We start from the raw sequence: 21,938 nt of genomic DNA, 5'->3' as shown, positions 1-21,938 counted from the left end.
GGAGAACAGCGGCGGCACGAATCACAGCGTGCGCACGATGATGCGGCCGGTGTCGCCGCCGGAGGCGAGGAGCGTGCCGTCCGCTGAGATCCTGACCGTACGGGTGCGCCCCGTACCCCCGCCCCGGTCGCCCGGGCGGCGCGCGAAGGCGGGGTCACCGCGACGGGTGACGGCGTCGACGACGTCGGTGTCGCCCCGGCGGCCGATGGCCAGGGTGGAGCCGTCGGGCGAATACGTCCAGCCGTAGCAGGTGGCCCAGCGGTCGCTGAGGAACGGGTGCGGAAAGTGCCAGACGAGTTCGCCGGTCTCCAGGGAGAAAGCGCCCGGGCCCGCGGCGGAATCGGTGGTGGCGACGAGCAGTGTGTCGGCCGGGTCGAAGCCGATCGTATGGGGCTTGTGGTCCATCGGGATACGGCGCAGGACCGTATCCCGGTCGATGTCCCAGATCTCGACCTCGGTGACCTCGGGATCGTCCTCCTTGTACCGGGACCCCCTGGAGAAGCACAGCCCCAGGAGCTTCCCGGACGGGGAAAGCGCGCCCGCCCAGCAGCCCGTCGAGGGCCTTTTCGTGGACGTCGCGAACACGTCGTTCCCATCCTGGTCGAGTATGCGGACCCGGTCACCGGCGTCGAAGAGCAGCAGCCGCCGTCGGGCCGCGTCCCAGGCGGGACGGAGGCGGAAAGGGTTGTGCGCGGCGTCCTTGAACTCCCGGTATTCGGCGAGTATTCGGGTGTGCCCGTTTGCCGGATCGAACAGGCGCGTTTCCCCATTGAGCGCGTAGACGATGTGCTCGCCGGCGGCGTCGAAGTGCACGGCGTGCACGAATGTCTGCGTCTCGCCCGGTGGCTCCGCGTGGATCAGCCGGCGGTGTCCGGTGCCGACGTCGATCAGGTGGAGCTCGGCGCCGTAGGCATCCCCCAGCATGGTCCCGACGACGAGGGTCCGGCCGTCCGGAGACAGGTCGAACGCGTCGGCGGAGCACTGGTTGGGGACCTCCACATCGAGCACGACGGCGCCGCGCGCCGACTCGGCGGCGTCGGCCGGCGGCCTCGTCGTTGGGTCCAGGCTGGTCATGGCCGGTGAATCTACACACAGGCGCCGACACGGCCCCCGGCACGCGGACCAGCTCGGTGCGGGGCATGAGGTCAGCCCTGGACGCAGAAGACGAGCATGTCCATGGTGTGGCCGTACTTCAGGGCGGTCTGCCACTCCTCGTGCTCCACGTCGAGCTTGTCGGCGAGGAGTCCGGCGTCGTGGGAGAAGCGGTGGTCCATGCGGTCGAGCACGGCCTTGTAGGCGTCGGCGACGGCCTTGGCCTTGGCGAGGGGGAGGTAGCCGATGGCCGGGTAGCCGTCCGTGGGGCTCGGGACGGGGTACGGGAGCAGGTCGGGGAAGTCAGCGAACAGGTAACTGGTCGGCAGCAGGTCGGTGGGAACTCCCAGAGAGCGGAGTTCCTCGTCCATGAGCCCGAAGAAGGTGGACGGTTTGGAATACACGCCCATGTCGACGGGGTCGGATCCGGTGCACTCGAGGACGGCCATCAGCGCGGCGTAGTACGCGTAGCCGACGGACGCGCCCTCCGCGTCCGCCCGGCCCATGATGAGGTGTTCCAGGGCCTCAGGGACGGTGAGGCCCCAGTCGATGCCCTGGTGGTCGATGCGGCGCTGGTGGCCCCGCGCCCACTCGCGCATGGTGTCGAGGATCTCCTCCTGCTGGGCGGTGTGCTCGCCGCCCCGCACATAGCCGAGGACCCGGCTCAGGGTGACCGTCTTCATGGTGATCACGTGACTCATGCGGCCATGTTCGCAAGCCCTGCCGACACCCCGTCTCCCGGGAACGGTTCGGGCGGCGCCGAACCGTTCCGGCCCTAGCGTCGGGCCATGACGCACACGACGCGCACCCCGCGCACACGCCCGCTGACGGCCTTCGCCCAACTGCACCACCGGACCGCCCCGCTGCTGCTGCCCAACGCCTGGGACCACGCCTCCGCCGCCGCCCTGGCGGCACAGGGCTTCCCGGCGGTCGGCACCACGAGCCTGGGTGTGGCGGCGGCCGCCGGCCTGCCGGACGGGGCGGCCGCGACGGCCGACGCGACCTTGACCCTGGCGCGCCGGCTCGGGCGGGGCTCCTTCCTGTTCACCGTCGACGCCGAAGGGGGCTTCAGCGACGACCCGGCGGAAGTCGCCGGGCTGGCCCGGGAGCTGTACGACGCGGGCGCCGCCGGGATCAATCTGGAGGACGGCCGCCCGGACGGCACCCTCGCCCCGGTCGAACTGCACGCCGCGAAGATCGCCGCCGTCAAGGCCGCAGTGCCCGCGCTGTTCGTGAACGCCCGCACCGACACCCACTGGCTCGGACGCCAGGAGGAGGGGACGGCATCGCGCCTCGCGGTCTACGAGCAGGCCGGCGCGGACGGAGTGTTCGTGCCGGGACTGTCGGATCCGGAGGGGATCGCCACACTGACGGCCACCCTCGCCGTCCCGCTGAACATCCTGTACACGCCGGCCGGGCCCACGCTCGCCGAGCTGGCCGCGCTGGGCGTGCGCAGGGTCAGCCTCGGCTCGCTGCTCTACCGCGCGGCCCTGACGGCGGCCGTGAACTGCGCCACGGCCATCCGCGACGGCCGGTCGGCGGACCTGGCGGCCCTGTCCTACGCCGAGGTGCAGACGCTGGGGGCGTCCGACGGGACGGAGCGGCGACCGAGGTGACGCCGGGGGCTCAGATCGCCCGGAAGTCCCGGACCGAGAAGCGCGGCGCGCGGCGGGGCGGGACGCGGCCGGCGAGCAGGATCAGGCGGGCGGCGCGGTGGCGCTGGCCGGCGTAGGGGGCCAGGAGCTCCAGCATGGCCGCGTCGTCGGTGCCGCGCTCGCCGGTGAGCGCGTAGCCGATGATCCGGGGCAGGTGCAGATCGCCGACCGTGATCGCGTCGGGGGTGCCGTTGCTGCGCTGCAGGGTCTCGGCCGCCGTCCACGGGCCGATGCCGGGGATGGCCTGCAGCCGGGCCGAGGCGGCGGGCAGGTCCATGGCCGCGGCCTCCTCCAGGCGCCGGGCGGCCCGTACGGCCCGCAGGATGGTCGACGAGCGCTTGGCGTCGACCCCGGCGCGGTGCCACTCCCAGGACGGGATCAGCGCCCAGGCACGCGGGTCGGGCATGACCCGCATCCGCTCGGCGGGGCCGGGGGCGGGCTCGCCGTGCCGCCACAGCAGCAGCCGCCAGGCCCGGTACGCCTCGTCGCTGGTGACCTTCTGCTCCAGGATCGAGGGGATCAGTGACTCCAGGACGAGTCCGGTGCGGATCAGCCTGAGTCCCGGGTGGCGGCGGTGCGCCTGGTGCACCAGGCGGTGGCGGGGGGTGAAGGCGGAGGGGTCGTCCTCGGCGCCGAGCAGGGCGGGCAGGTGCTCCAGCAGCCAGTCCGCGCCCGGCCCCCACGCCTGCGCCTCGACCGCCTCGCCCCTGCCCGCGAGACGTATCGTCCCCGCGCCCTGCGGGGTCCGGCTGGCCCGCCAGATGGCGCCGTCGGCCGTCACCTGGAAGGACGGGTCCCCCGGTCCCCGCCGCAGCACGCTCAGGCTGCGCGCGAGGTCGTACGGACCGGAGGGGGTCCAGCGGCGGTGGGCGGGCACACGGCCACCCTACGACCCGCCGCGCCCCGCCCCGAAGGGCGCCCTCAGCGGTCCGGGCCCGGTGCCGCGACCGGTCCGGTCACCGATCCAGAAGGCCGGTCACCGGACCGGGCACTGGTCCGGGCACTGGTCCGGTCACTGGTCCGAGGAGAACCGCACCGCCCCCGCCGGGATGTCCGCCCCGCACCACACCCGCACCCCGTCCCGCAGCTCGTTGTCCGCCCCCACCAGCGCGCCGTCCCCGACCACCGCGCCCTCCAGCACCGTACGGGCGCCGATCCGGGCCCGGGCGCCGATGAGGGAGTCGCGGACCTGCGCGCCCTCCTCGACCACCGCGCCCGCCAGCACCGTGGAGCCGTCGATGCGGGCGCCCGCGCCCACCCTGGCCCGGGGGCCGATGACCGTGCCGCCCGTGAGCTTGGCGTCGCGCGCCACGTCCGCGCTGTCCAGGATCAGACGGTCGCCGCAGCGGCCGGGCACCGCCGGGGAGGGGGCGCGGCCCAGCACGAGGTCGGCGGAGCCGCGCACGAAGGCCTGCGGGGTGCCGAGGTCGAGCCAGTACGTGGAGTCGACCATGCCCTGGAGGTGGGCCCCGGCGGCCAGCAGCCCGGGGAACGTCTCGCGCTCGACGGAGACGGGTCGGCCGGCCGGGATGGCGTCGATGACCGAGCGGTTGAAGACGTAGGCGCCGGCGTTGATCTGGTCGGTGACGATCTGCGCGGCGGTCTGCGGCTTCTCGAGAAAGGCGGTGACGCGCCCGGTGGCATCGGTGGGTACCAGCCCGTACGCGCGGGGGTCGGTGACGCGGGTGAGGTGCAGGGAGACATCGGCGCCGGTGGTGCGGTGGGTGTCGACCAGCGCGGGTATGTCGAGCCCGGTGAGGATGTCGCCGTTGAAGATCAGCACGGGGTCGTCGGGGCCCGAGTGCAGCCGTGAGGCGACGTTGCGGATGGCGCCGCCGGTGCCCAGCGGCTCCCGCTCCGTGACGTATTCCAGGTGCAGGCCCAGTGACGACCCGTCACCGAAGTACGGCTCGAACACCTCGGCCAGGTACGACGTGGCGAGCACGATGTGCTCCACCCCCGCCGCGCGGGCGCGCGCCAGCTGGTGGGTGAGGAACGGGACGCCGGCCGCCGGGACCATCGGCTTGGGGGTGTTCACCGTCATCGGCCGCAGCCGGGTGCCCTTGCCGCCGACCAGGAGGATCGCTTCTGGCGTCGCTGGCGCTCTGGTCACGTATCGTCTCTGCTTCCTGCTGGGGCTCGCCGGGTCGGCGGCCAGTGTATGCAGACCATCACTGTCCGGCCCGCCCCTGGTCAGCGGCCCTGCAGCCGGGCGGCCATGTCGCGCACGGTGCCGAGCTTGCGGTAGAGGGCGCCGCCGGGACACTCCGTGTTGTACCCGTCGCGGTGTCCGGAGATGACACGAAGCTTGGCCTTGGTGCCCTTCTTGTACTTGTTGCCGCCCGCGGACGTCAGATGGGTGGTGCCGCCCGGGTTCCTCCCGAACAGGCCGAGCTTCCAGGCGGTGAGCTTCGCCACGGCCTTGACCGCCTTGCTGGACGGCTTCTTCGAGCTGTATGTGCCGAGCACGGCGATGCCCATGCTGTTCTTGTTGAAGCCGAGCGTGTGGGCGCCCTGAACGGCCTTGGTCACGCCGCCCGACCGGCCCTCGTAGATGTTTCCGCACTTGTCGACGGCGAAGTTGTAGCCGAAGTCCCGCCACCCCATGCTCTGGACGTGGTAGCGGTAGATGGCGCGCATCACGGAGGGGGCCTGCGAGCAGGTGTACGCGTTTCCCGTCACGCTGTGGTGGACGAAGGCCACCTTGACGGTCTTGGTGTAGAGGTGACCGCTCTCGCGCAGCTTCTCGTCGGCGCCCCAGCCGGCGCGGGTGACGATACGGGGGCGGGGGGCGGTGTACGGGTGGCCCGCGCCCGCGTTCGTGTCCGGGGGCTCCTCGGGGAGTTCCAGCGAGGGCGGGGTGGGCGGCTCCGGGCTGAGCCCGGAGGGCTCGGGCTCCGGGGGCGCCGAGGGGTCCTCGGGGTCGGGCTGCGGGGCCTCGGGGGGCAGCTCGGCGGACGGGGCCTGGGAGGGGTCCTGGGAGGAGGGATCCTGCCCGGAGGGGCCCTCGGACGGGTCTCGCGTCCCGGGATCCGGCGTCCCGGGGTCCCGCGTCCCGGGGTCCCGCTCGGCGGGGATCTCGGCGGAGGGGTCCCGCTCGGCGGGGATCTCCGTGGCCGGGTCGTCCCCGGAAGGCCGCGCGGAGGGGGGCCGCGTGGCGGCGCCACCGGTCGGGGCGTCTTCCTCCCCCGCGAGGTCCGAGCCGGGCTCGTGGCCGGGGTCGACAAGCTCCAGCCGGAGCCCGGACGGCAGGCTCGCCGGCCGGCCGGAGAGCAGCCCGGAGTCGTCCCGGGGGCTGACCCGGGTCTGGACGCCGTCGGAGTCGCCGACCCACAGGGGCGTGGTTCCGCCGCGCAGGCGGCCGCCGCGGCTTTCGGGCGAGTCGGGGTCGGGGGCGTCGGCCTCGTCGAGCGCCTCCAGATCGCGCCAGGGCGACCAGGCGCCGGTGGCCGCCTCACGGGTGCGCACCTGCACCTGCCCGCGCAGCCGCGCTGCGGGGTCGTCCCAGACCACACCCACGAGGGAGAAGGGGCGCACCTTCCGCGGCGCGACCCCCTGCGTGGCGCCGGACGCCCGCTCCGCGCCACCGAGCACCGCGCCGCCGAGCGCCGCCCCGCCCCCGCCCGGGCCGTCGGCGCCGAGTGGGAGCAGTGGCAGCGACTGGGTGCCGCCGGCGGAGTCGGCGCGGACCGCGCGGTCCGGGGCCGAGTGGAGGGAGAGGGGGAGAGCGAGGGCGGCGGTGCACGCGACGCCGATCGAGGATGCCAGAAATGCACGCATGAAGAAAATCCTGGACATACCGCAATAAATATGTCCATCCGAGAAGAGCGGGGACGGTCCCGCGATCCGCCCCCGCGCCCCCGCGCACCGGGTCCGGCGCGCCCGGCCGCCGCGTACCCTGGCGCCGATGAACGCTACCGATCACACCCCCGCCGACCTGCTGCGATCCGCCCTCGCCGCGGATCCGGCGCGTCCGCTTGTGACCTTCTACGACGACGCGACCGGCGAACGCGTCGAACTGTCCGTCGCCACCTTCGCCAATTGGGTGGCGAAGACCGCCAACCTGCTCCAGGGCGACCTGGCCGCGGCGACCGGCGACCGGCTGGCGCTGCTGCTGCCCACCCACTGGCAGACCGCGGTGTGGCTGCTGGCCTGCTCCTCCGTGGGCGTGGAGGCCGAGGTGGGCGGCGACCCGGCCGCCGCCGACCTGGTGGTCAGCGGCCCGGACACGCTGGACCGGGCGCGCGCCTGCACCGGGGAGCGGGTGGCGCTGGCGCTGCGCCCGCTGGGCGGCCGGTTCCCGCAGCCGCCCGAGGGGTTCACCGACTACGCCGTGGAGGTGCCCGGCCAGGGCGACCGCTTCGCGCCGTACGCGCCGGTGGACCCGCACGCCCCCGCGCTCACCGTGGGCGGCCTCGGGCTCACGGCCGCCGAGCTGGTGGAGCGGGCACGTGCCGACGCGGCCGGGCGGGGGCTCAACCCCGGCTCCCGGGTGCTGTCCGGGCTGCCGTACGACACCTGGGAGGGGCTGTCGTTCGGGCTGTACGCGCCGCTGGCCGTGGGCGGCTCGGTGGTGCTGTGCCGCCATCCGGACCGGCTGGACGAGGACCGCCTCGCGGCGCGCCGGGCCGACGAGCGCGTCACCGCGACCGCTCTTGAGCCAGGGCTCTGAGCCAGGCTCTCCGGCCGGGGCTCCCCGGCGCCGCCCCTCGCCCGTCCGCCCCGCACAGCCGCACCGCTCTGACCCGTCCGGCGGACCCGTGGGCCGAGCCCACGGGCCCCGCCGCCCGCCCCGCGCGATGATCGACGCGACGTACAACCATGTGCGGGGTTCGCATGTCTGCTCCAGTAATCACGACCCCGGCACGGGTCGGCGCCGCTCCTCCGGGCCGAGGAGGCGGACGGGTGGGAGGACGCAGACGTGACCACAGACAGCGCGGGCGAGACACCGGAACGAAGACCACGCCGCCGCTGGCCGCGTGTGCTCGCGCTCGTGGTGGCCTTCCTGGTGCTGTCGGGGGCCGGGGTGGGGTGGTGGCTCTACGAGCGCCTCGACGGCAACATCAGGACCGACACCCGCACCGAGAACGAGCTGCGGAAGTACGAGGCCGAGCGGCCGGTGCCGGTGGTCAGGGACGCCCAGAACATCCTGCTCATCGGCTCGGACAACCGCGGCGGCAAGGGCAACGGCAAGTACGGCCGGGACACCGGCACCCAGCGCTCGGACACCACGATCCTGCTCCATCTGCAGGCGGGCGGGAAGAGCGCGACCGCGGTCTCCATCCCGCGCGACCTGATGGTGGACATCCCCGCCTGCACCGGGGCGGACGGGAAGCGCGGCACGGCCAGGTTCGCCCAATTCAACTGGGCGTTCGAATTCGGGGGGCCGGCCTGCACCATCCGCACCGTCGAAAAGCTCACCGGCATCCGCGTCGACCACCACATGATCGTGGATTTCAGCGGCTTCAAGAAGATGGTGAACGCGGTCGGCGGAGTCGAGGTCTGCCTGAAGGAACCCATCGACGACGGCGAGGCCCATCTGGAGCTGCCGGCGGGCCGTCAGGTGCTCCACGGCGAGCAGGCCCTCGGCTTCGTCCGGGCCCGCTACAGCATCGGGGACGGCAGCGACACCGAGCGCATCGGGCGGCAGCAGGAGTTCCTCGGCGCGCTTGTGAAGAAGTTGCAGAGCAATGGTGTCCTGCTCAATCCCACCCGGCTGTACCCGGTGCTCGACGCGGCGACCTCGTCCCTGACCACGGATCCGGGCCTGAACTCCCTCAAGGACCTCTACGACCTGGCGAGCGGCATGCGGCACATCCCCCGCGACAAGATCCGGTTCCTGACGATTCCGCGGCAGCCCTACACCTACAACCGGAACCGCGATGAGCTGGTCCAACCCGACGCCGACCGGCTGTTCCGGCAACTGCGGCTCGACCATCCGGTGCCGGTGGCCAGGGCGGTCGCCCACGCGTCCGGCGACGACCCGAAGGGCGGGACCTCCACGCCGTACAAGGGAACCACCGCAGCCCATGACATGTGCGAATGAAAGCACCAAAAGGTACGCTCAACAGCTCGCAGGAAAACTCGAAAGGATTGGGCAGATTGCCCAGTTGTAGGGAAGTGGAATTTGTCACCGGCGTCGCTTGACGCTGAACTGGGCGGATAGTGTGAGCGATCCGGTGCGCTTACCAGGTGGCCGCGCACTATTTTTTGACGATCGACCGAGCGCCTTGAGGGGGAGGCGCCGCGTGGCACCAACGGAGGACACAGGGGACCGTGGACGCGCAAGGCCATGGGCAGGCGGACGACTTCGATCCCGCCGATCAGTGGGTGTTCGACCCGAACACCGGCAGCTATGAGCTGCGGCTGAATCCTGCCGGGGATTCGGCGGACATCACCCCCGAGGACCGGCCGGCCCCCAGCAGACCCAGGAGCCGCCGCCGCGCCCCGGACCCCGAGCCCGAGCCGACGCCGCCGCGCGGGCGGCGCAGGGCGGCCGGCAAGCCGGGGAAGCCGGCGGGCCCCACCAGCCGCCGCAAGCCGAAGCCGAAGAAGTCCAAGGCCAAGAAGGCGCTGTACTGGGGCAGCGGCACCCTCGCCTTCCTGCTGGTCGGCGGGTCCGTCGCGGCGTATCTGGTCTACCAGCACCTCAACAACAACATCAAAAAGATCGACGTCGGCGAGAACAACGCCGCGGTCAGCGACGGCCCGATGAACATCCTGGTCATCGGCACCGACAAGCGCGACGGCAAGGGCAACGAGGGATACGGCGACGCCGGGAGCGTCGGCCACGCGGACACCACGATCCTCTTCCACGTCTCCGCCGACCGGACCAACGCCACCGCGCTGAGCATCCCGCGCGACATGATCACCGACATCCCGAACTGCACCACCAGGGCAGACGGCACCAAGAAGTTCATCCGGGGCGAGGAGGGGGTGCGCTTCAACACCAGCCTCGGCCAGGAGGGGCGCGACCCCAGCTGCACCTGGGCGACCGTCGAGAAGCTCACCGGGCTGAACATCAACCACTTCATGATGGTGGACTTCAACGCCGTCAAGACGCTCTCCAGCGCGGTCGGCGGGGTCGAGGTCTGTCTGGGCAAGGACATCGACGACCCGAAGTCCCACCTGAAGCTGAGCAAGGGCCGGCACACCATCGAGGGCGAGGACGCCCTGGCGTTCGTCCGGACCCGGCACAGCGTCGGCTTCGAGAGCGACCTGGACCGGATCAAGCTCCAGCAGCAGTTCCTCAGCTCGATGATGCGCAAGATGAAGTCGAGCGGCACGCTCACCAGCCCCTCGAAGATGTGGGACCTGGCCAACTCCGCCACCAAGGCGCTCACGGTGGACACCGGCATCGGCACCGTCAACAAGCTCAAGGACCTGGCGCTGAACCTCAGCAAGGTCGACCTGAAGAACGTCACCTTCGTCACCGTCCCGGTGGTGGACAACACCGACGGCGCGACGGTGAAGCTCGACGAGGCCAAGGCCGAGCCGCTGTTCGCGATGGTCAGGCAGGACGTGTCGCTGACCGAGGTGAAGAAGAAGGAGAAGGCCGACAAGGCGAAGCAGGCCGCCAAGCTCAAGGGCCCCAAGGCCGACCCGGCGAACGTCCGGGTGAAGGTCCTCAACGGCAGCGGGCGGATGGGCGCGGCTCAGGAGACCGTCGACTGGATGCAGAACAGCGAAGGTATGCTCCGGTCCAGCAACGGCGGAAACGCTTCGGCGGATCTGAAGAAGACGACGCTGGAGTACGCGCCCAACCAGGCCGACCAGGCGCGTCGCCTGGCCGACAGCATGGGGCTGCCCGCCACCGCGCTGAAGGAGGGCACCGAGGACGCCGCCCCCATGGCGGAGATGACCCTCACCCTCGGGGCGGACTTCAAGGGCGCCGGCACCCCGATCGTCGCTCCCTCGAAGGCGCCGAAGGACATCCAGAGGGTCGAGGCGGACGACAAGAGCGTCTGCGCCAAATGATCACTACCGGCCATCGGAGCATGCTCACCCATCGGGCCGGAACCACCATTGAGGAACAGGGGAGGCCCGGTGCGGCAGAGCAGTGTGCGGGGGGAGGGCGCCCGTCGGCGGGGGCCCGGGCCCCGCGACGGGGGCAGGGACGGCAGCGCGCGCGGAGAAGACGGCGGAGCGTCGCGTGACGCCGGGCCCACGGCCGGCGAAGGCGCCGGCTCCCAGGACGCCGCGGCTGCTGACACCGGATCCCAGGGAGGCAGCCGCGCCGAGTCACGGCGCGCCGCACGCGCCGACGCCCAGGGCGGCGGACGCCGCCGCAAGGGCAAGAAGGGCCCGCGCCGCAAGAGGAGCAGAGGCGTGCGAATACTTCGCTGGACCGCGCTGACCCTGGCCGTGCTGATAGTCGGCGCGGCCGGCGCGGGCTACCTCTACTACCAGCACCTGAACGGCAACATCAAGAAGGCGGAGCTGGACCTCGGCGACAGCAAGCTCACCAAGCCGGAGCCGAACGCCGCGGGGCAGACCCCCCTCAACATCCTGCTGATCGGTGAGGACGACCGCAGCAAGAAGGAGAACCTCAAGCTCGGTGGCTCCAAGAAAGACGCCACCCGCAAGCCGCTCGCCGATGTGCAGATGCTGGTGCACGTCTCGGCCGACCGCAGCAACATGACGGTCATCAGCATTCCGCGCGACACCCGGGTCACCATCCCCAAGTGCACCGACCCCAAGGACGACCGCGTCTATCCGAAGCAGACGTTCGCGCCCATCAACGAGTCGCTCCAGCACGGCGGCCCCGGCTGCACGGTGGCCACCTGGAAGGAGCTGACCGGCATCTACATCGACCACTTCATGATGGTCGACTTCTCGGGCGTGGTGGACATGGCGGACGCCGTCGGCGGCGTCCCGGTGTGCGTGGACGCCAACATCTACTCCCACGACAGCAAGGGCCACGGCTCCGGTCTGCGGCTGACCAAGGGCACCCACCCGGTCAAGGGCGTGCAGGCCCTCCAGTGGCTGCGGACCCGCTACGGCTTCGAGGACAACACCGACATCGGCCGGGCCAAGGCGCAGCACCAGTACATGAGTTCCATGGTCCGGCAGCTGAAGGCCGGCACCAAGCTCTCCGACCCGGGCAAGCTGATAGACCTGGCCGAGGCCGCGATCAACGCCCTGACCGTCGACCACGGCCTCGGCACCGTCAAGAAGCTCTACGACCTGGGCAACGACCTCAAGCGGGTGCCGACCAAGCGGACCACAATGGTCACCATGCCCTGGGAGTACCGCAACGAGGGCGAGTACGTGGTGCCCAAGCCCGGCGACGCCGAGAAGACCTTCTCGCTCATCCGCAACGACATCGCGCTGGACGGCAAGGACAAGAAGAAGAAGGCCGCCAAGGTCCCGGCTCCCAGCATGGACAAGGGCGAGCTGCCGGTGGTCGTGCAGAACGGCACCGGCTCCACCGTCCTGGGCGCGGCCTCCGGCCGGGCCAGGGACATCACCGCCGAGGTGGCCCGGCTGGGCTACACCAAGGCCACCGCCAACACCGTCCTGACCTCGCAGGCCGACACCACCATCAGCTACCCGGACAAGGCCAGGCACGGCGACGCGCTGGCCCTGGCCAAGGCGCTGGGGATGTCGAAGAGCGCGGTCAAGGAGTCCCAGTCGGTCACCGAGGTGACCCTGGTCGTCGGCAACGACTGGCGGGAGGGCACGACCTACCCGAAGTCCGCGGCCGACGACGAGGACAAGGCACCGAAGATCGACGACACGCTCAACGGCGACGAGAAGAAGTGCATGCACGTCAACCCGGGCTACACGTTCTGAGCGCCCTGCGCCGCGCCTGACGCCGCGGACAGCCGGAAGGGGCCGGACCCACCAGGGTCCGGCCCCTTCCGCGTACCGTGCGCCACGTACGGCCTACCGCGTACGGGCCGCCGCGTACCGGCTACCGCGTACGCTCTGCCGCGTACTGGCCGCCGCGTACCCTCCGCCGCGTACCGGCTACCCGTGGGTGGAGGTCGCCGTGACCGCCGGGCGGCGGCTGGCGATGACCTTCCTGGCCAGCGAGCGCGGGCTGGTGAGGAAGCCCCAGCCCCACGACATGTGCATGGTGGCCAGCGCGACCGGGATCCGCAGCCGGGCCTTGAGCGGGAGCCCCTTGCCCGCCGGGACGGAACCCGCCGCGATGGCCGCCAGGTAGCCGCCCGGCACCAGCAGCCCCCACGGGGTCAGCGCGGCGCCCACCACGACACCCGCCGCGATGGCGACCACTGCGGTCGGCGGCGCCAGATAGCGCAGGTTGATCGAGCCCTGGTGGTAGCGGGCCACCACATGCCGCCAGCGGCCGTAGTCCTTGTACTGCTTGGCCAGCGCCCGTACGTTCGGACGCGGCCGGTAGGAGACCTTCAGCTCGGGCGAGAACCAGATCAGCCCGCCCGCCTCACGGATCCGGAAGTTCAGCTCCCAGTCCTGGGCCCGGATGAACTCCTCGTTGTAGCCGCCCTGCCGCTCCAGCACCTCGCGGCGGAAGACCCCCAGGTAGACGGTCTCGGCCGGGGCCGCCTCGCCGCCCGTGTGGAAGGCCGCGTTGCCCACGCCGATCTTGGAGGTCATGGCGGCGGCGACGGCGTGCTCCCAGTCGTTCTCGCCCTCGGCGTGCATGATGCCGCCGACGTTCTGCGCGCCGGTCTCCTCCAGCAGCCGCACGGCGGTCGCGATGTAGTTCGGCGACAGCATGCCGTGGCCGTCGACCCGGACCACCACCGGGTGGCGGGACGCCTTGATCGCGGCGTTCAGCCCGGCGGGGGTACGGCCCGTGGGATTGGCGACGGTGTGCACCCGCGGGTCCTCCCGGACCAGCTCGGCGGCGATCTCGTCGGTCCGGTCCGTGGACGGGCCGAGCGCGATCACCACCTCCATCTCCCCGGCGTACTCCTGCTCGAGGATGTGCCGGACGGAGTTGCGCAGATGGCGTTCCTCATTGAGCACCGGCATGATCACGGAGACGGCCGGGAGCTGATGCGGGGGCATGGCACCTCGGAGCTCGGGGGACGGTGATCCCCCTCAAGACTGCGGTTGTCGATTTTCGGGGCTCACGTTACCGCGAATGGAGGACGCCGGAGCGCGCCGCCCGGGTGGCAGCGGGCGGGGCGGGCGGCGTGGGGCCGCCGCTGTGCTCATCGTATGGCCCTACGGTGTGTGCCCCGTCACCCCCTCGCCGTCACGGAGGCCCCCAGTGAGCGCACCGGCCCGTCCGCCGACCCCCCGGCAGCCCTCCCGGCCCCGCTGGGGGCTGCGGCTCGCCACGGGCGGCGCCGCCCTGGTGCTGCTCGCCGCCGGCGTCGGGCACCTGCTGGTCACCGAGCTGGAGTCCGGGATCCACCGGGTCGACGCCTTCGGCGGGCTCGACGAGCGGCCCGTGGCCAGCGACCGGGGCGTCAACTTCCTGGTGGTCGGCACGGACGGCCGGGACAAGATCACCCCGGCGCAGAAGCGGCGGTACCGGCTGGGCGGCGCCCCCTGCCACTGCAGCGACACCATGATGCTGGTGCACCTGTCGGCCGACCGGGACCGCGCCAGCGTGGTCAGCCTCCCCCGCGACTCGTACGCCCGGATCCCCGCGTACACCACCCCGTCCGGGCGGGTGCGGGCCGCGCACCACCAGAAGCTCAACGCCGCCTACGCCGAGGGCGGCCCCAGCCTGACCGTACGCACCGTCGAGCACATGACGGGCGTGCACATCGACCACTACCTCGAAGTGGACTTCACCAGCTTCATGAAGACCGTGGACGCGGTGGGCGGGGTCACGGTGTGCACGACACGCCCGCTCAAGGACCGCTACACCGGCCTCGACCTGTCCGCCGGCACCCACGCCCTGGACGGCGGCCAGGCGCTGCAGTACGTGCGCTCCCGGCACCTGGACGGCGCCGCGGACCTGGGCCGGATCCGGCGCCAGCAGCGCTTCCTCGCCTCCGTGATCCACCAGGTCACCGCCAGTGGCACGCTGCTCAACCCGGTGAAGTTCGGCCGGGTCGCGGCCGCCCTGCTCGGGTCGGTGCGCGCCGACCGGGGCTTCGGAGCGGCCGACATGGTCGCGCTCGGCCAGGCCATGCGGGGCTTCGGCGTCGAGTCCTCCGAGTTCGTCTCCGTCCCGGTGGTGCTGCCCGGCACCCCGGTCAAGGGCCTCGGCTCGACGCTCCGCTGGGACCGGGTGCGGGCCGCGCGCCTGTTCAAGGCCCTCCGCGAGGACCGTCCGCTGGCCGTCCGCCGCCCTGGGCGGCCGCGGGCCGTCCCCGTCGACGTGCCCCCCGCCCAGGTCCGGGTCCGGGTGCTCAACGGCACCCACACCGCGGGCCTGGCCCGGCGCACCTACCGCGCGCTGCACGCCACCGGCTTCGCCACCACCGGGGCCCCGGCGGACGCCGGGGTCCAGGGGGCGCGGCACACGCTGATCGAGTACGACCCGATCTGGAACCGCTCGGTGCGCTCGCTGGCGGCCGCGCTGCCCGGCGCCCGGCTGAAGCCGGTGGCGCGGCTGGGGTCGGTGATGCGGGTGACGCTGGGCTCGGACTTCCGGGCGGTGCGCCCGGTGCGCGCCGAGGACCCCACCGCGGACAGGGCGGCCGGCCGGGCCGTCACCGGGGCCGAGGTCGCCTGCTCCTAGGGGTGTCCAGGGGAATCCTCAGTCCTCGATGCCCTCGGCGGCCCGCTGCGCGCGCAGCTCCTTGATCGCGCGGCGCCGGGCGAGCCGGTGCGTACGCCGGATCTGGGCCTCCTGGTACCGCCGCTTGTCCCGCTCGGTCTCCGGTATGACCGGCGGTACGGGGCGCGGCTTGCCGTCGGCGTCGACGGCCGCGAAGACCAGGTAGGCGCTGCCGACCTGGGTGGCGGGCGTGGACTCGTTCCACCGCTCGGCCAGCACCCGCACGCCGATCTCCATCGAGGACCGGCCCGTCCAGTTGACCTGGGCCTTCACATGGACGAGGTCGCCGACCCGGACCGGCTCCAGGAAGGCCATCTCGTCCATGGAGGCCGTGACGGCGGGCCCCTCGGAGTGCCGCCCGGCGACCGCTCCGGCCGCGTCGTCGACCAATTTCATGATCACGCCACCGTGTACGGTGCCGAGGAGATTGGTGTCACTGCCGGTCATGATGTGGGAGAGCGTGGTGCGCGAGGCGGACGTGGGCTTACCCGGAATGCCTGACTCCGGTTTCGGGGCCTGAATGGTCATGCGGTCAACCATATGCCGGTCGGATTCTTATCAGGTCTGCAACAGCCGTGCCCCGATCCCGCACCCACCCTGTAAGGCCGCCCACCCGGGAAGGCAGACTTCCCTGCATGAATGATTGGCCCGAGGGGTGGACGAGCGACCGCAGGGACCGGTACGGCAGCGGCAGCGGCAGCGCCGAACCGGAAGCCGCCCGCGCCATGCCGCATGTGCGGCGCGCGGGCCCGGACGCGGGCGGTCAGCCGCGGCGCGCCGAGCCGCCGCTGCCCCCTGAGCTGTCGCCGCGCGGCCCCGTCCCGCACCAGCAGCGGCAGCAGGCGTCCCAGGACTTCGACGACTACGGCGGCCACGCCGACGACGGCTACAACACCGGGCAGGTCTACGGCCGCGGCGCGGGCCACCCCGGTGGCCCGGCCGGCCCCGGCGGCCCCGGTGGCCCGGGCAACCCCGGCGGCGCCCCGCGCGCGGCCCGGCCCAAGAACTGGAAGCGCCGGATAACCATCGGGCTGATCACCGTCGTCGTGCTGCTGCTCGCGGTCGGCATCGGCACGTACTTCTGGGCCGACTCCAAGCTCCGGCGCGAGGTGGACCTCAGCAAGGTCGAGGACCGGCCGGACGGCGGCAAGGGGACCAACTACCTGATCGTCGGATCCGACAGCCGCGAGGGCATGTCCGCCGAGGACAAGAAGAAGCTGCACACCGGCTCCGCCGACGGCCGCCGCACCGACTCGATCATCATTCTGCACGTCGGTGACAACGGCAACACCATGGTCAGCATGCCCCGTGACTCCTGGGTCACCATCCCGGCCTTCACCGGCCCGGACACCGGCAAGCGGTACCAGGCCTCGCAGAACAAGCTCAACGCCTCCTTCTCGATGGCCGGCCCCGAGCTGTTGGTCAGCACGATCGAGTACAACACCGGCCTGCACATCGACCACTACGCGGAGATCGGCTTCGACGGCTTCGCCAAGATCGTCGACTCGGTCGGCGGCGTGGAGATCGACGTCCCGCAGGACATGAAGGAGAAGCACGCCGGCACCGACCTGAAGAAGGGCAAGCAGACGCTGAACGGCCAGGAGGCGCTCGCCTTCGTCCGCCAGCGCTACGGCCTGGCGGGCGGCGACCTGGACCGCACCAAGAACCAGCAGAAGTTCCTGTCCGCGCTGGCCAACAAGGCCGCCACGCCCAGCACCCTGCTCAACCCCTTCAAGCTCTACCCGACCATGGGGGCGGGCCTGGACTCGCTGATCGTGGACAAGGACATGAGCCTGTGGGACGTGAAGGACATGTTCTTCGCGATGAAGAGCGTCTCCGGCGGTGACGGCAAGCAGATGAACATGCCGGTCTCCAACCCGGGCCTGGCCACGTCCAAGGGCAGCGCGGTCCAGTGGGACATGCCGAAGGTCAAGCAGCTGATGAAGGAGCTGAAGAACGACGAGAAGGTGACGGTCTCCAGCCACTGAGACGTACGTCATCAGGCTTTCGGCGAACGGCTGCCGCACCGGACGGGTGCGGCAGCCGTTCGCCGTTCAGCGGGCCCGGACGCTCTCAGCGGGCCCGGACGCTCTCAGCGGGCCCTGACGCTGTCAGCGGGTCATGACCCGGCGGCCCCGCCGAACCCGGCTATCCGCTTGCTGGTCAGCACCCACATGAGCAGCAGACAGCCGAGCAGCACACCGGCGTAGCCGACGGTCGTGCCGTCGATCGGGCCGAAGAACACCTGCCGCAGCAGCGACGAGGCGTAGCAGGCGGGGTTCACCCAGCCGATCCAGACCATGAAGTCCGGCAGCAGATCGGCCGGGACCGCCACGGGCCCGAGCGAGACCATGGCCAGCACGCACAGCACACTCAGCGAGCCGGCCTCCTCCGGATTCTTCGCCCGGCTCCCGATCCACGCGCCGATGCCGACGAACGGCAGCACCACGGCGAGCACCACCGGCACCACCAGCGGCGACAGGCTGACCTTCAGCCCGAGGATCAGCACCCCGAACAGCGTGGTGCACACCAGCGCGGGCAGCGCCAGCAGGGTGAAGGCGCCGGCCGTGGCGACGATGAGCGCCTGGGGGCGCACCGGCAGCGCGGCGTAGAAGTCGAAGGCGTCGTTGAACTTCATGAACGCGAAGTTGTTGGCGACCTTGTTCTGCGTCTCGAAGAGCAGCGCCAGGGTCAGACTGCCGACGAACACCTGATGCACCGCCTGTCCGCCCGACTCCTTGGCGAAAACGCCCATCGCGGCCAGGGTGAGGACCGGCGCCACCATTCCGGTGACCACCATGCCCGGCCAGGACCAGCGCCAGTTGGACAGCTGCACCAGAAACAGGGTCCACACCGTACGCGGAAAAGACAGCGGCGCCCGATCAATTTCCGTATTCAAAATACACTTCTTCTAGCGTCTTGGACTGCAGGCGGAATTCCAGGAATTCATCGAGGTCGAGGTCGGCGGTCAGCCGCGCGACATCCGTACGGGACACCTGGGCGACCACCTTGCCCCGGTGCCGGCTCTGCACCTCCAGGTAGTCGGGCAGTTCGGCGGTGGTCCCGTCGCGCAGGGTCAGATGCACGCTCAGCGTCTTCGCCAGCCCGCTCTTCAGCTCCGCCGGCCGCCCCACGGCCACCAGCCTCCCCTCGCGGAGGATGGCCACCCGCTCGATCACCTGCTCCGCCTCCAGCGCGTTGTGGGTGATCAGCACGACGGTCTGGCCCTGCTCGTGGTTGAGCTCGCGCAGCAGGTCCCAGACCATGCGCCGGCGCGCCGGGTCCAGCTCGTTCGTCGGCTCGTCGAGGATCAGCACGGGCAGATCGGCGACGAGCGCCACCGCCAGCTGCAGCAGCCGGCGCTCCCCGCCGGACATCCGCCGGACGACCTTGTCCCGCATCCCCCCGATGTCCAGCCGCTCGATCAGCTCATCCCGCCGCCGCCTGGCCTCCCGCCGACCGAGCCCCCTCAGATGCGCCGTGACATAGATCGCCTCGGATGCCTTCAGGCTGTTGAGCGCGAACGCGGTCTGCGGCATGTACGACACCCGCATGCTGGTGAACACCGGCTCGGCGAGCACGTCCTTGCCGAACAGCCGGATGGAGCCGGAATCGCTCCGCAGCAGCCCCACCATCTGCTTGATCAGAGTGGTTTTTCCAGCACCGTTGCTGCCGAGCATCCCGAAGAACTCGCCCTGCTCGATGGTGAGCGAGATATCGTCATTCGCGGGCCGCTCGGCACCGGGGAATCTCTTGGTGACTTCGCGGATCTCATAAACGACGTGCCCATCCCCCATCCCGAACTCCCCATCCATGGAAGAAAATGAGAGGGGGATGCTAGCAGCACCACCGCAAGCAGGCCCGCTACGCCTGCCCCCGCCGGCTCCGGGGGGTCTGCGTGCGATAGGAGGAGCCGAGTTCCGGGCCGAGTCCGAAGTAGTGCCGGAAGTTGTAGACGAGCGGGCTCCAGGAAGCGGGATCGACATGGTCCGTGCCGGGCACGACGATGCGGGGGTCGGCGTGGACCTTCCGCACGGCGGCCTCGACGATCACGAATTCGCCGGAGACGTCCGGTCGCACCCGTAGGGCCCGTGCCTCCAGCTGGAGGGGGCATTCGGCGACACGTGGGGGCCGGACCTCGTGGGAAGGCTCTTCGCGCAGGCCGGCCGCAGCGAACTTGTCCGGCTCGAACCGGCAGCCCTCCGCCTTGGTCGAGGGCACCGGATGCCGTCCGGTCAGCGGCGCCAGCCGCTCCACCGCCCGCCACTGCTCGGGCGCGGGCAGATTGATCACCAGGTCGGGCCGGCTGCCCAGGTTCCGCGCCGTCTGCCCGTCAGGCCCCAGACCGAGCACCACCGTCTGCCCGAGCGCCCACGCGGAGGACATCGGGGCGAGGTTGTACGAGCCGTCCTCGTTCTCGGTCGACAGCAGCACCACGGGCGTCCCGAAGTACAGGATGCTCGGCTCGATCGCTACGTGGCGGGTGGCTTCTTCGGCGGTGTCCAGTGACGCGGTGTCCAGGGATGCGGTGTCCAGTGACGCGGTGATCAATGGAGCGGTGTTCGATGGCGCGGTGTTCATGGTGCGGAGCCTAGGAGCCGGACGCTTCGGCCCGGACCGAAGCGTCCGGCGGCCCGGACGGGCGGCAGGCCGCGCCGGCCGGAAGCGGCCCCGCACCTCACGGGGTCAGTCGCACCCGGGCGGGGTCTCCTTCGTCACCATGAAGTACACCGGCGGGAAGCCCGCCGCCTCGAACACCGCCTCGTCCTTCGACAGCAACGTCATATAGCCCGCCAAGGTCTGGGACCCGTCCGGGGCGTCGCCCTCGACCCGCCTGCTGATGGCGGGACCGACTCCGGAGATCTTCCAGGTCCTGCCGCCGAAGGTCGCCCAGGTGATACCGCAGTGGCCGTACATGTCGTACGGATACGCCACCTGCACCTTCGGGTGCCTCGGCCCCTCCTCCCAGCGCTCCCCCTCCCTCTCCCGCGCCTTCAGCGGCTTCTGGCTCGGGGCCCCCTCCTCCGACGGGCCCCCACCCCCACCACACGCCACCCCGCCCAGCGCCAGCGTCAACACCAGCGCCCCCGCGCGCACTCCGCCCATGGCCGCCCCCCACGCGTCGTTTCGGCATCAATGTGGCGCTTCGACGAGAGGTGAGGGCGGCTGGTTCCCCTCGGTGTCTCTCCGGGGGACTGAGGCAGGTTGGGGGACTACGGGAGGTTGGGGGACTACGGCAGGTTGCGCGCCATCACGATCCGCTGGACCTGGTTCGTGCCCTCGTAAATCTGGGTGATCTTGGCGTCCCGCATCATCCGCTCGACCGGGTAGTCGCGGGTGTAGCCGTAGCCGCCGAGGAGTTGGACCGCGTCGGTGGTGATCTCCATGGCGGCGTCGGAGGCGTAGCACTTGGCGGCGGCGCCGAAGAAGGTGAGGTCGGAGTCGACGCGCTCGGACTTGGCCGCGGCCGCGTACGTGAGCTGGCGGGCGGCTTCGAGCTTCATGGCCATGTCGGCGAGCATGAACTGGACGCCCTGGAAGTCGGCGATGGGCTTGCCGAACTGCTTGCGCTCCTGGACATAGCCCTTGGCGTAGTCGAGGGCGCCCTGGGCGATGCCGAGGGCCTGGGCGGCGATGGTGATGCGGGTGTGGTCGAGGGTCTTCATGGCGGTGGCGAAGCCGGTGCCCTCGGGGCCGATCATGCGGTCGGCGGGGATGCGGACGTTGTCGAGGTAGACCTCGCGGGTCGGGGAGCCCTTGATGCCGAGCTTCTTCTCGGGAGCGCCGAAGGACACGCCCGGGTCGGACTTCTCCACGACGAAGGCGGATATGCCCTTCGAGCGCTTCTCCGGGTCGGTCACGGCCATGACGGTGTAGTACTCGGAGACCCCGGCGTTGGTGATCCAGCGCTTGACGCCGTTGAGGACGTAAGCGTCGCCGTCGCGCACGGCCCTGGTCTTCATGCCGGCCGCGTCCGAGCCGGCGTCGGGCTCGCTCAGGCAGTAGGAGAACATCGCGTCGCCCTTGGCCAGCGGGGCCAGGTACTTCTTCTTCAGCTCCTCGGAGCCGGAGAGGATCACCGGGAGGGAGCCCAGCTTGTTGACGGCGGGGATCAGCGAGGAGGAGGCGCAGACGCGGGCGACCTCCTCGATGACGATGACCGTCGCGAGGGCGTCCGCGCCGGCGCCGCCGTACGACTCGGGGACGTGGACGGCGTGCAGGTCGTTGGCGACCAGCGCGTCCAGCGCCTCCTGGGGGAAGCGGCCCTCCTCGTCGACCTCCGCGGCATGGGGGGCGATCTTCGCCTCGGCGAGGGCGCGCACCGATTCGCGGAGCATGTCGTGCTCCTCCAACGGCCGGTACAGGTCGAAGTCCATGGATCCCGCCAAGATCGTCTCACTCCCCAAGAGTGCTAACTACCGTTAAGTAACTGAATTCTAGAGCGCTGTCCGGGCCTGGTACAGGTGACTTTGCCGACAGCTGAGCGCACGGAGGAGGCGCGGGATCGGCTCCGCGGC

18 protein-coding genes and 1 pseudogene are annotated in these 21,938 nt (G+C 71.3%); 7 read left to right on the top strand and 12 right to left on the bottom strand.

Annotated features, from left to right (window positions below; all coding sequences use genetic code 11):
* Positions 1 to 21: 21 nt before the first annotated feature.
* Together ABFY07_RS36430 and ABFY07_RS36425 are read right to left on the bottom strand one after the other, a co-directional pair.
* A complete protein-coding gene (locus tag ABFY07_RS36430) occupies positions 22 to 1,074 on the bottom strand; it encodes a WD40 repeat domain-containing protein (RefSeq protein ID WP_346178603.1) in 1,053 nt (350 codons plus the stop codon).
* A gap of 71 nt (positions 1,075 to 1,145) precedes the next feature.
* Positions 1,146 to 1,793: a DUF7691 family protein gene (locus tag ABFY07_RS36425; RefSeq protein WP_346178602.1), complete on the bottom strand. Its 648-nt coding sequence runs from the start codon at positions 1,791 to 1,793 to the stop codon at positions 1,146 to 1,148.
* 117 nt (positions 1,794 to 1,910) lie between these two features.
* Between ABFY07_RS36425 and ABFY07_RS36420 the strand changes: the two are divergent.
* A pseudogene (locus ABFY07_RS36420) lies at positions 1,911 to 2,708 on the top strand (isocitrate lyase/PEP mutase family protein); the annotation flags it as partial.
* A gap of 10 nt (positions 2,709 to 2,718) precedes the next feature.
* Here ABFY07_RS36420 and ABFY07_RS36415 read toward each other — a convergent pair.
* The 3 genes from ABFY07_RS36415 to ABFY07_RS36405 all read right to left on the bottom strand — a co-directional run bounded on the left by ABFY07_RS36415 (position 2,719) and on the right by ABFY07_RS36405 (position 6,527).
* Positions 2,719 to 3,624, bottom strand: a complete 906-nt coding sequence (locus ABFY07_RS36415) for a DNA-3-methyladenine glycosylase family protein (protein WP_346178601.1) — start codon at positions 3,622 to 3,624, stop codon at positions 2,719 to 2,721.
* 135 nt (positions 3,625 to 3,759) lie between these two features.
* A complete protein-coding gene (gene manB, locus ABFY07_RS36410) occupies positions 3,760 to 4,860 on the bottom strand; it encodes a mannose-1-phosphate guanylyltransferase (RefSeq protein ID WP_076972175.1) in 1,101 nt (366 codons plus the stop codon).
* A gap of 80 nt (positions 4,861 to 4,940) precedes the next feature.
* The gene (locus ABFY07_RS36405; RefSeq protein WP_346178600.1) at positions 4,941 to 6,527 is read right to left on the bottom strand and encodes an N-acetylmuramoyl-L-alanine amidase; all 1,587 of its coding nucleotides are present in this window, start codon (positions 6,525 to 6,527) and stop codon (positions 4,941 to 4,943) included.
* Positions 6,528 to 6,654: 127 nt separating this feature from the next.
* On the opposite strand from ABFY07_RS36405, the gene ABFY07_RS36400 reads away from it, so the two are divergent.
* From ABFY07_RS36400 to ABFY07_RS36385, 4 genes are all read left to right on the top strand, one after another.
* The gene (locus tag ABFY07_RS36400; protein ID WP_346178599.1) at positions 6,655 to 7,419 is read left to right on the top strand and encodes a TIGR03089 family protein; all 765 of its coding nucleotides are present in this window, start codon (positions 6,655 to 6,657) and stop codon (positions 7,417 to 7,419) included.
* A 249-nt stretch (positions 7,420 to 7,668) separates the two neighbouring features.
* Positions 7,669 to 8,793 (top strand): LCP family protein, encoded by a 1,125-nt coding sequence (locus tag ABFY07_RS36395; protein WP_346178598.1) that lies wholly within the window; start codon positions 7,669 to 7,671, stop codon positions 8,791 to 8,793.
* Between the two features lie 230 nt (positions 8,794 to 9,023).
* The gene (locus ABFY07_RS36390) at positions 9,024 to 10,724 is read left to right on the top strand and encodes an LCP family protein (RefSeq protein WP_346178597.1); all 1,701 of its coding nucleotides are present in this window, start codon (positions 9,024 to 9,026) and stop codon (positions 10,722 to 10,724) included.
* Between the two features lie 69 nt (positions 10,725 to 10,793).
* A complete protein-coding gene (locus ABFY07_RS36385) occupies positions 10,794 to 12,542 on the top strand; it encodes an LCP family protein (protein ID WP_346178596.1) in 1,749 nt (582 codons plus the stop codon).
* A gap of 177 nt (positions 12,543 to 12,719) precedes the next feature.
* Here the strand turns inward: ABFY07_RS36385 and ABFY07_RS36380 are convergent, their stop codons facing one another.
* Positions 12,720 to 13,748: a glycosyltransferase family 2 protein gene (locus ABFY07_RS36380; protein WP_346178595.1), complete on the bottom strand. Its 1,029-nt coding sequence runs from the start codon at positions 13,746 to 13,748 to the stop codon at positions 12,720 to 12,722.
* A 205-nt stretch (positions 13,749 to 13,953) separates the two neighbouring features.
* On the opposite strand from ABFY07_RS36380, the gene ABFY07_RS36375 reads away from it, so the two are divergent.
* Positions 13,954 to 15,381 (top strand): LCP family protein, encoded by a 1,428-nt coding sequence (locus ABFY07_RS36375; protein WP_346178594.1) that lies wholly within the window; start codon positions 13,954 to 13,956, stop codon positions 15,379 to 15,381.
* A gap of 18 nt (positions 15,382 to 15,399) precedes the next feature.
* Here the strand turns inward: ABFY07_RS36375 and ABFY07_RS36370 are convergent, their stop codons facing one another.
* Positions 15,400 to 15,948 (bottom strand): acyl-CoA thioesterase, encoded by a 549-nt coding sequence (locus ABFY07_RS36370; protein WP_065960299.1) that lies wholly within the window; start codon positions 15,946 to 15,948, stop codon positions 15,400 to 15,402.
* Between the two features lie 107 nt (positions 15,949 to 16,055).
* Between ABFY07_RS36370 and ABFY07_RS36365 the strand changes: the two genes are divergently transcribed.
* Complete coding sequence (locus ABFY07_RS36365) at positions 16,056 to 17,408, top strand: LCP family protein (protein ID WP_346178593.1); 1,353 nt, start codon at positions 16,056 to 16,058, stop codon at positions 17,406 to 17,408.
* A gap of 131 nt (positions 17,409 to 17,539) precedes the next feature.
* On the opposite strand, the gene ABFY07_RS36360 is transcribed toward ABFY07_RS36365, so the two are convergent.
* The 5 genes from ABFY07_RS36360 to ABFY07_RS36340 all read right to left on the bottom strand — a co-directional run bounded on the left by ABFY07_RS36360 (position 17,540) and on the right by ABFY07_RS36340 (position 21,809).
* Positions 17,540 to 18,274: an ABC transporter permease gene (locus ABFY07_RS36360; protein ID WP_346178592.1), complete on the bottom strand. Its 735-nt coding sequence runs from the start codon at positions 18,272 to 18,274 to the stop codon at positions 17,540 to 17,542.
* A gap of 28 nt (positions 18,275 to 18,302) precedes the next feature.
* Positions 18,303 to 19,217 carry an ABC transporter ATP-binding protein gene (locus ABFY07_RS36355; protein WP_346178591.1) on the bottom strand — a complete coding sequence of 305 codons (915 nt, stop codon included), beginning with the start codon at positions 19,215 to 19,217 and terminating at the stop codon, positions 18,303 to 18,305.
* 67 nt (positions 19,218 to 19,284) lie between these two features.
* On the bottom strand, positions 19,285 to 20,001 hold the full coding sequence (locus tag ABFY07_RS36350; RefSeq protein ID WP_346178590.1) for a flavin reductase family protein: 717 nt from the start codon (positions 19,999 to 20,001) through the stop codon (positions 19,285 to 19,287).
* A gap of 105 nt (positions 20,002 to 20,106) precedes the next feature.
* Positions 20,107 to 20,526, bottom strand: a complete 420-nt coding sequence (locus ABFY07_RS36345; RefSeq protein ID WP_346178589.1) for a hypothetical protein — start codon at positions 20,524 to 20,526, stop codon at positions 20,107 to 20,109.
* A gap of 125 nt (positions 20,527 to 20,651) precedes the next feature.
* Positions 20,652 to 21,809 carry an acyl-CoA dehydrogenase gene (locus ABFY07_RS36340; RefSeq protein WP_346178588.1) on the bottom strand — a complete coding sequence of 386 codons (1,158 nt, stop codon included), beginning with the start codon at positions 21,807 to 21,809 and terminating at the stop codon, positions 20,652 to 20,654.
* Positions 21,810 to 21,938 lie beyond the last annotated feature (129 nt).

It is taken from the genome of Streptomyces sparsogenes subsp. cuspidosporus, assembly GCF_039532705.1.
Taxonomy (GTDB): domain Bacteria; phylum Actinomycetota; class Actinomycetes; order Streptomycetales; family Streptomycetaceae; genus Streptomyces; species Streptomyces sparsogenes.
This window is presented reverse-complemented; position numbering and strand designations above follow the sequence as displayed.

What these genes read in the sequence shown, in the direction of transcription:
- ABFY07_RS36430 (WP_346178603.1), bottom strand. Translation starts at nt 1,074, where the DNA reads ATGACCAGCCTGGACCCAACGACGAGGCCGCCGGCCGACGCCGCCGAG.
- ABFY07_RS36425 (WP_346178602.1), bottom strand. Translation starts at nt 1,793, where the DNA reads ATGAGTCACGTGATCACCATGAAGACGGTCACCCTGAGCCGGGTCCTC.
- ABFY07_RS36405 (WP_346178600.1), bottom strand. Translation starts at nt 6,527, where the DNA reads ATGCGTGCATTTCTGGCATCCTCGATCGGCGTCGCGTGCACCGCCGCC.
- ABFY07_RS36400 (WP_346178599.1), top strand. Translation starts at nt 6,655, where the DNA reads ATGAACGCTACCGATCACACCCCCGCCGACCTGCTGCGATCCGCCCTC.
- ABFY07_RS36380 (WP_346178595.1), bottom strand. Translation starts at nt 13,748, where the DNA reads ATGCCCCCGCATCAGCTCCCGGCCGTCTCCGTGATCATGCCGGTGCTC.
- ABFY07_RS36370 (WP_065960299.1), bottom strand. Translation starts at nt 15,948, where the DNA reads ATGACCATTCAGGCCCCGAAACCGGAGTCAGGCATTCCGGGTAAGCCC.
- ABFY07_RS36365 (WP_346178593.1), top strand. Translation starts at nt 16,056, where the DNA reads ATGAATGATTGGCCCGAGGGGTGGACGAGCGACCGCAGGGACCGGTAC.
- ABFY07_RS36355 (WP_346178591.1), bottom strand. Translation starts at nt 19,217, where the DNA reads ATGGGGGATGGGCACGTCGTTTATGAGATCCGCGAAGTCACCAAGAGA.
- ABFY07_RS36350 (WP_346178590.1), bottom strand. Translation starts at nt 20,001, where the DNA reads ATGAACACCGCGCCATCGAACACCGCTCCATTGATCACCGCGTCACTG.
- ABFY07_RS36345 (WP_346178589.1), bottom strand. Translation starts at nt 20,526, where the DNA reads ATGGGCGGAGTGCGCGCGGGGGCGCTGGTGTTGACGCTGGCGCTGGGC.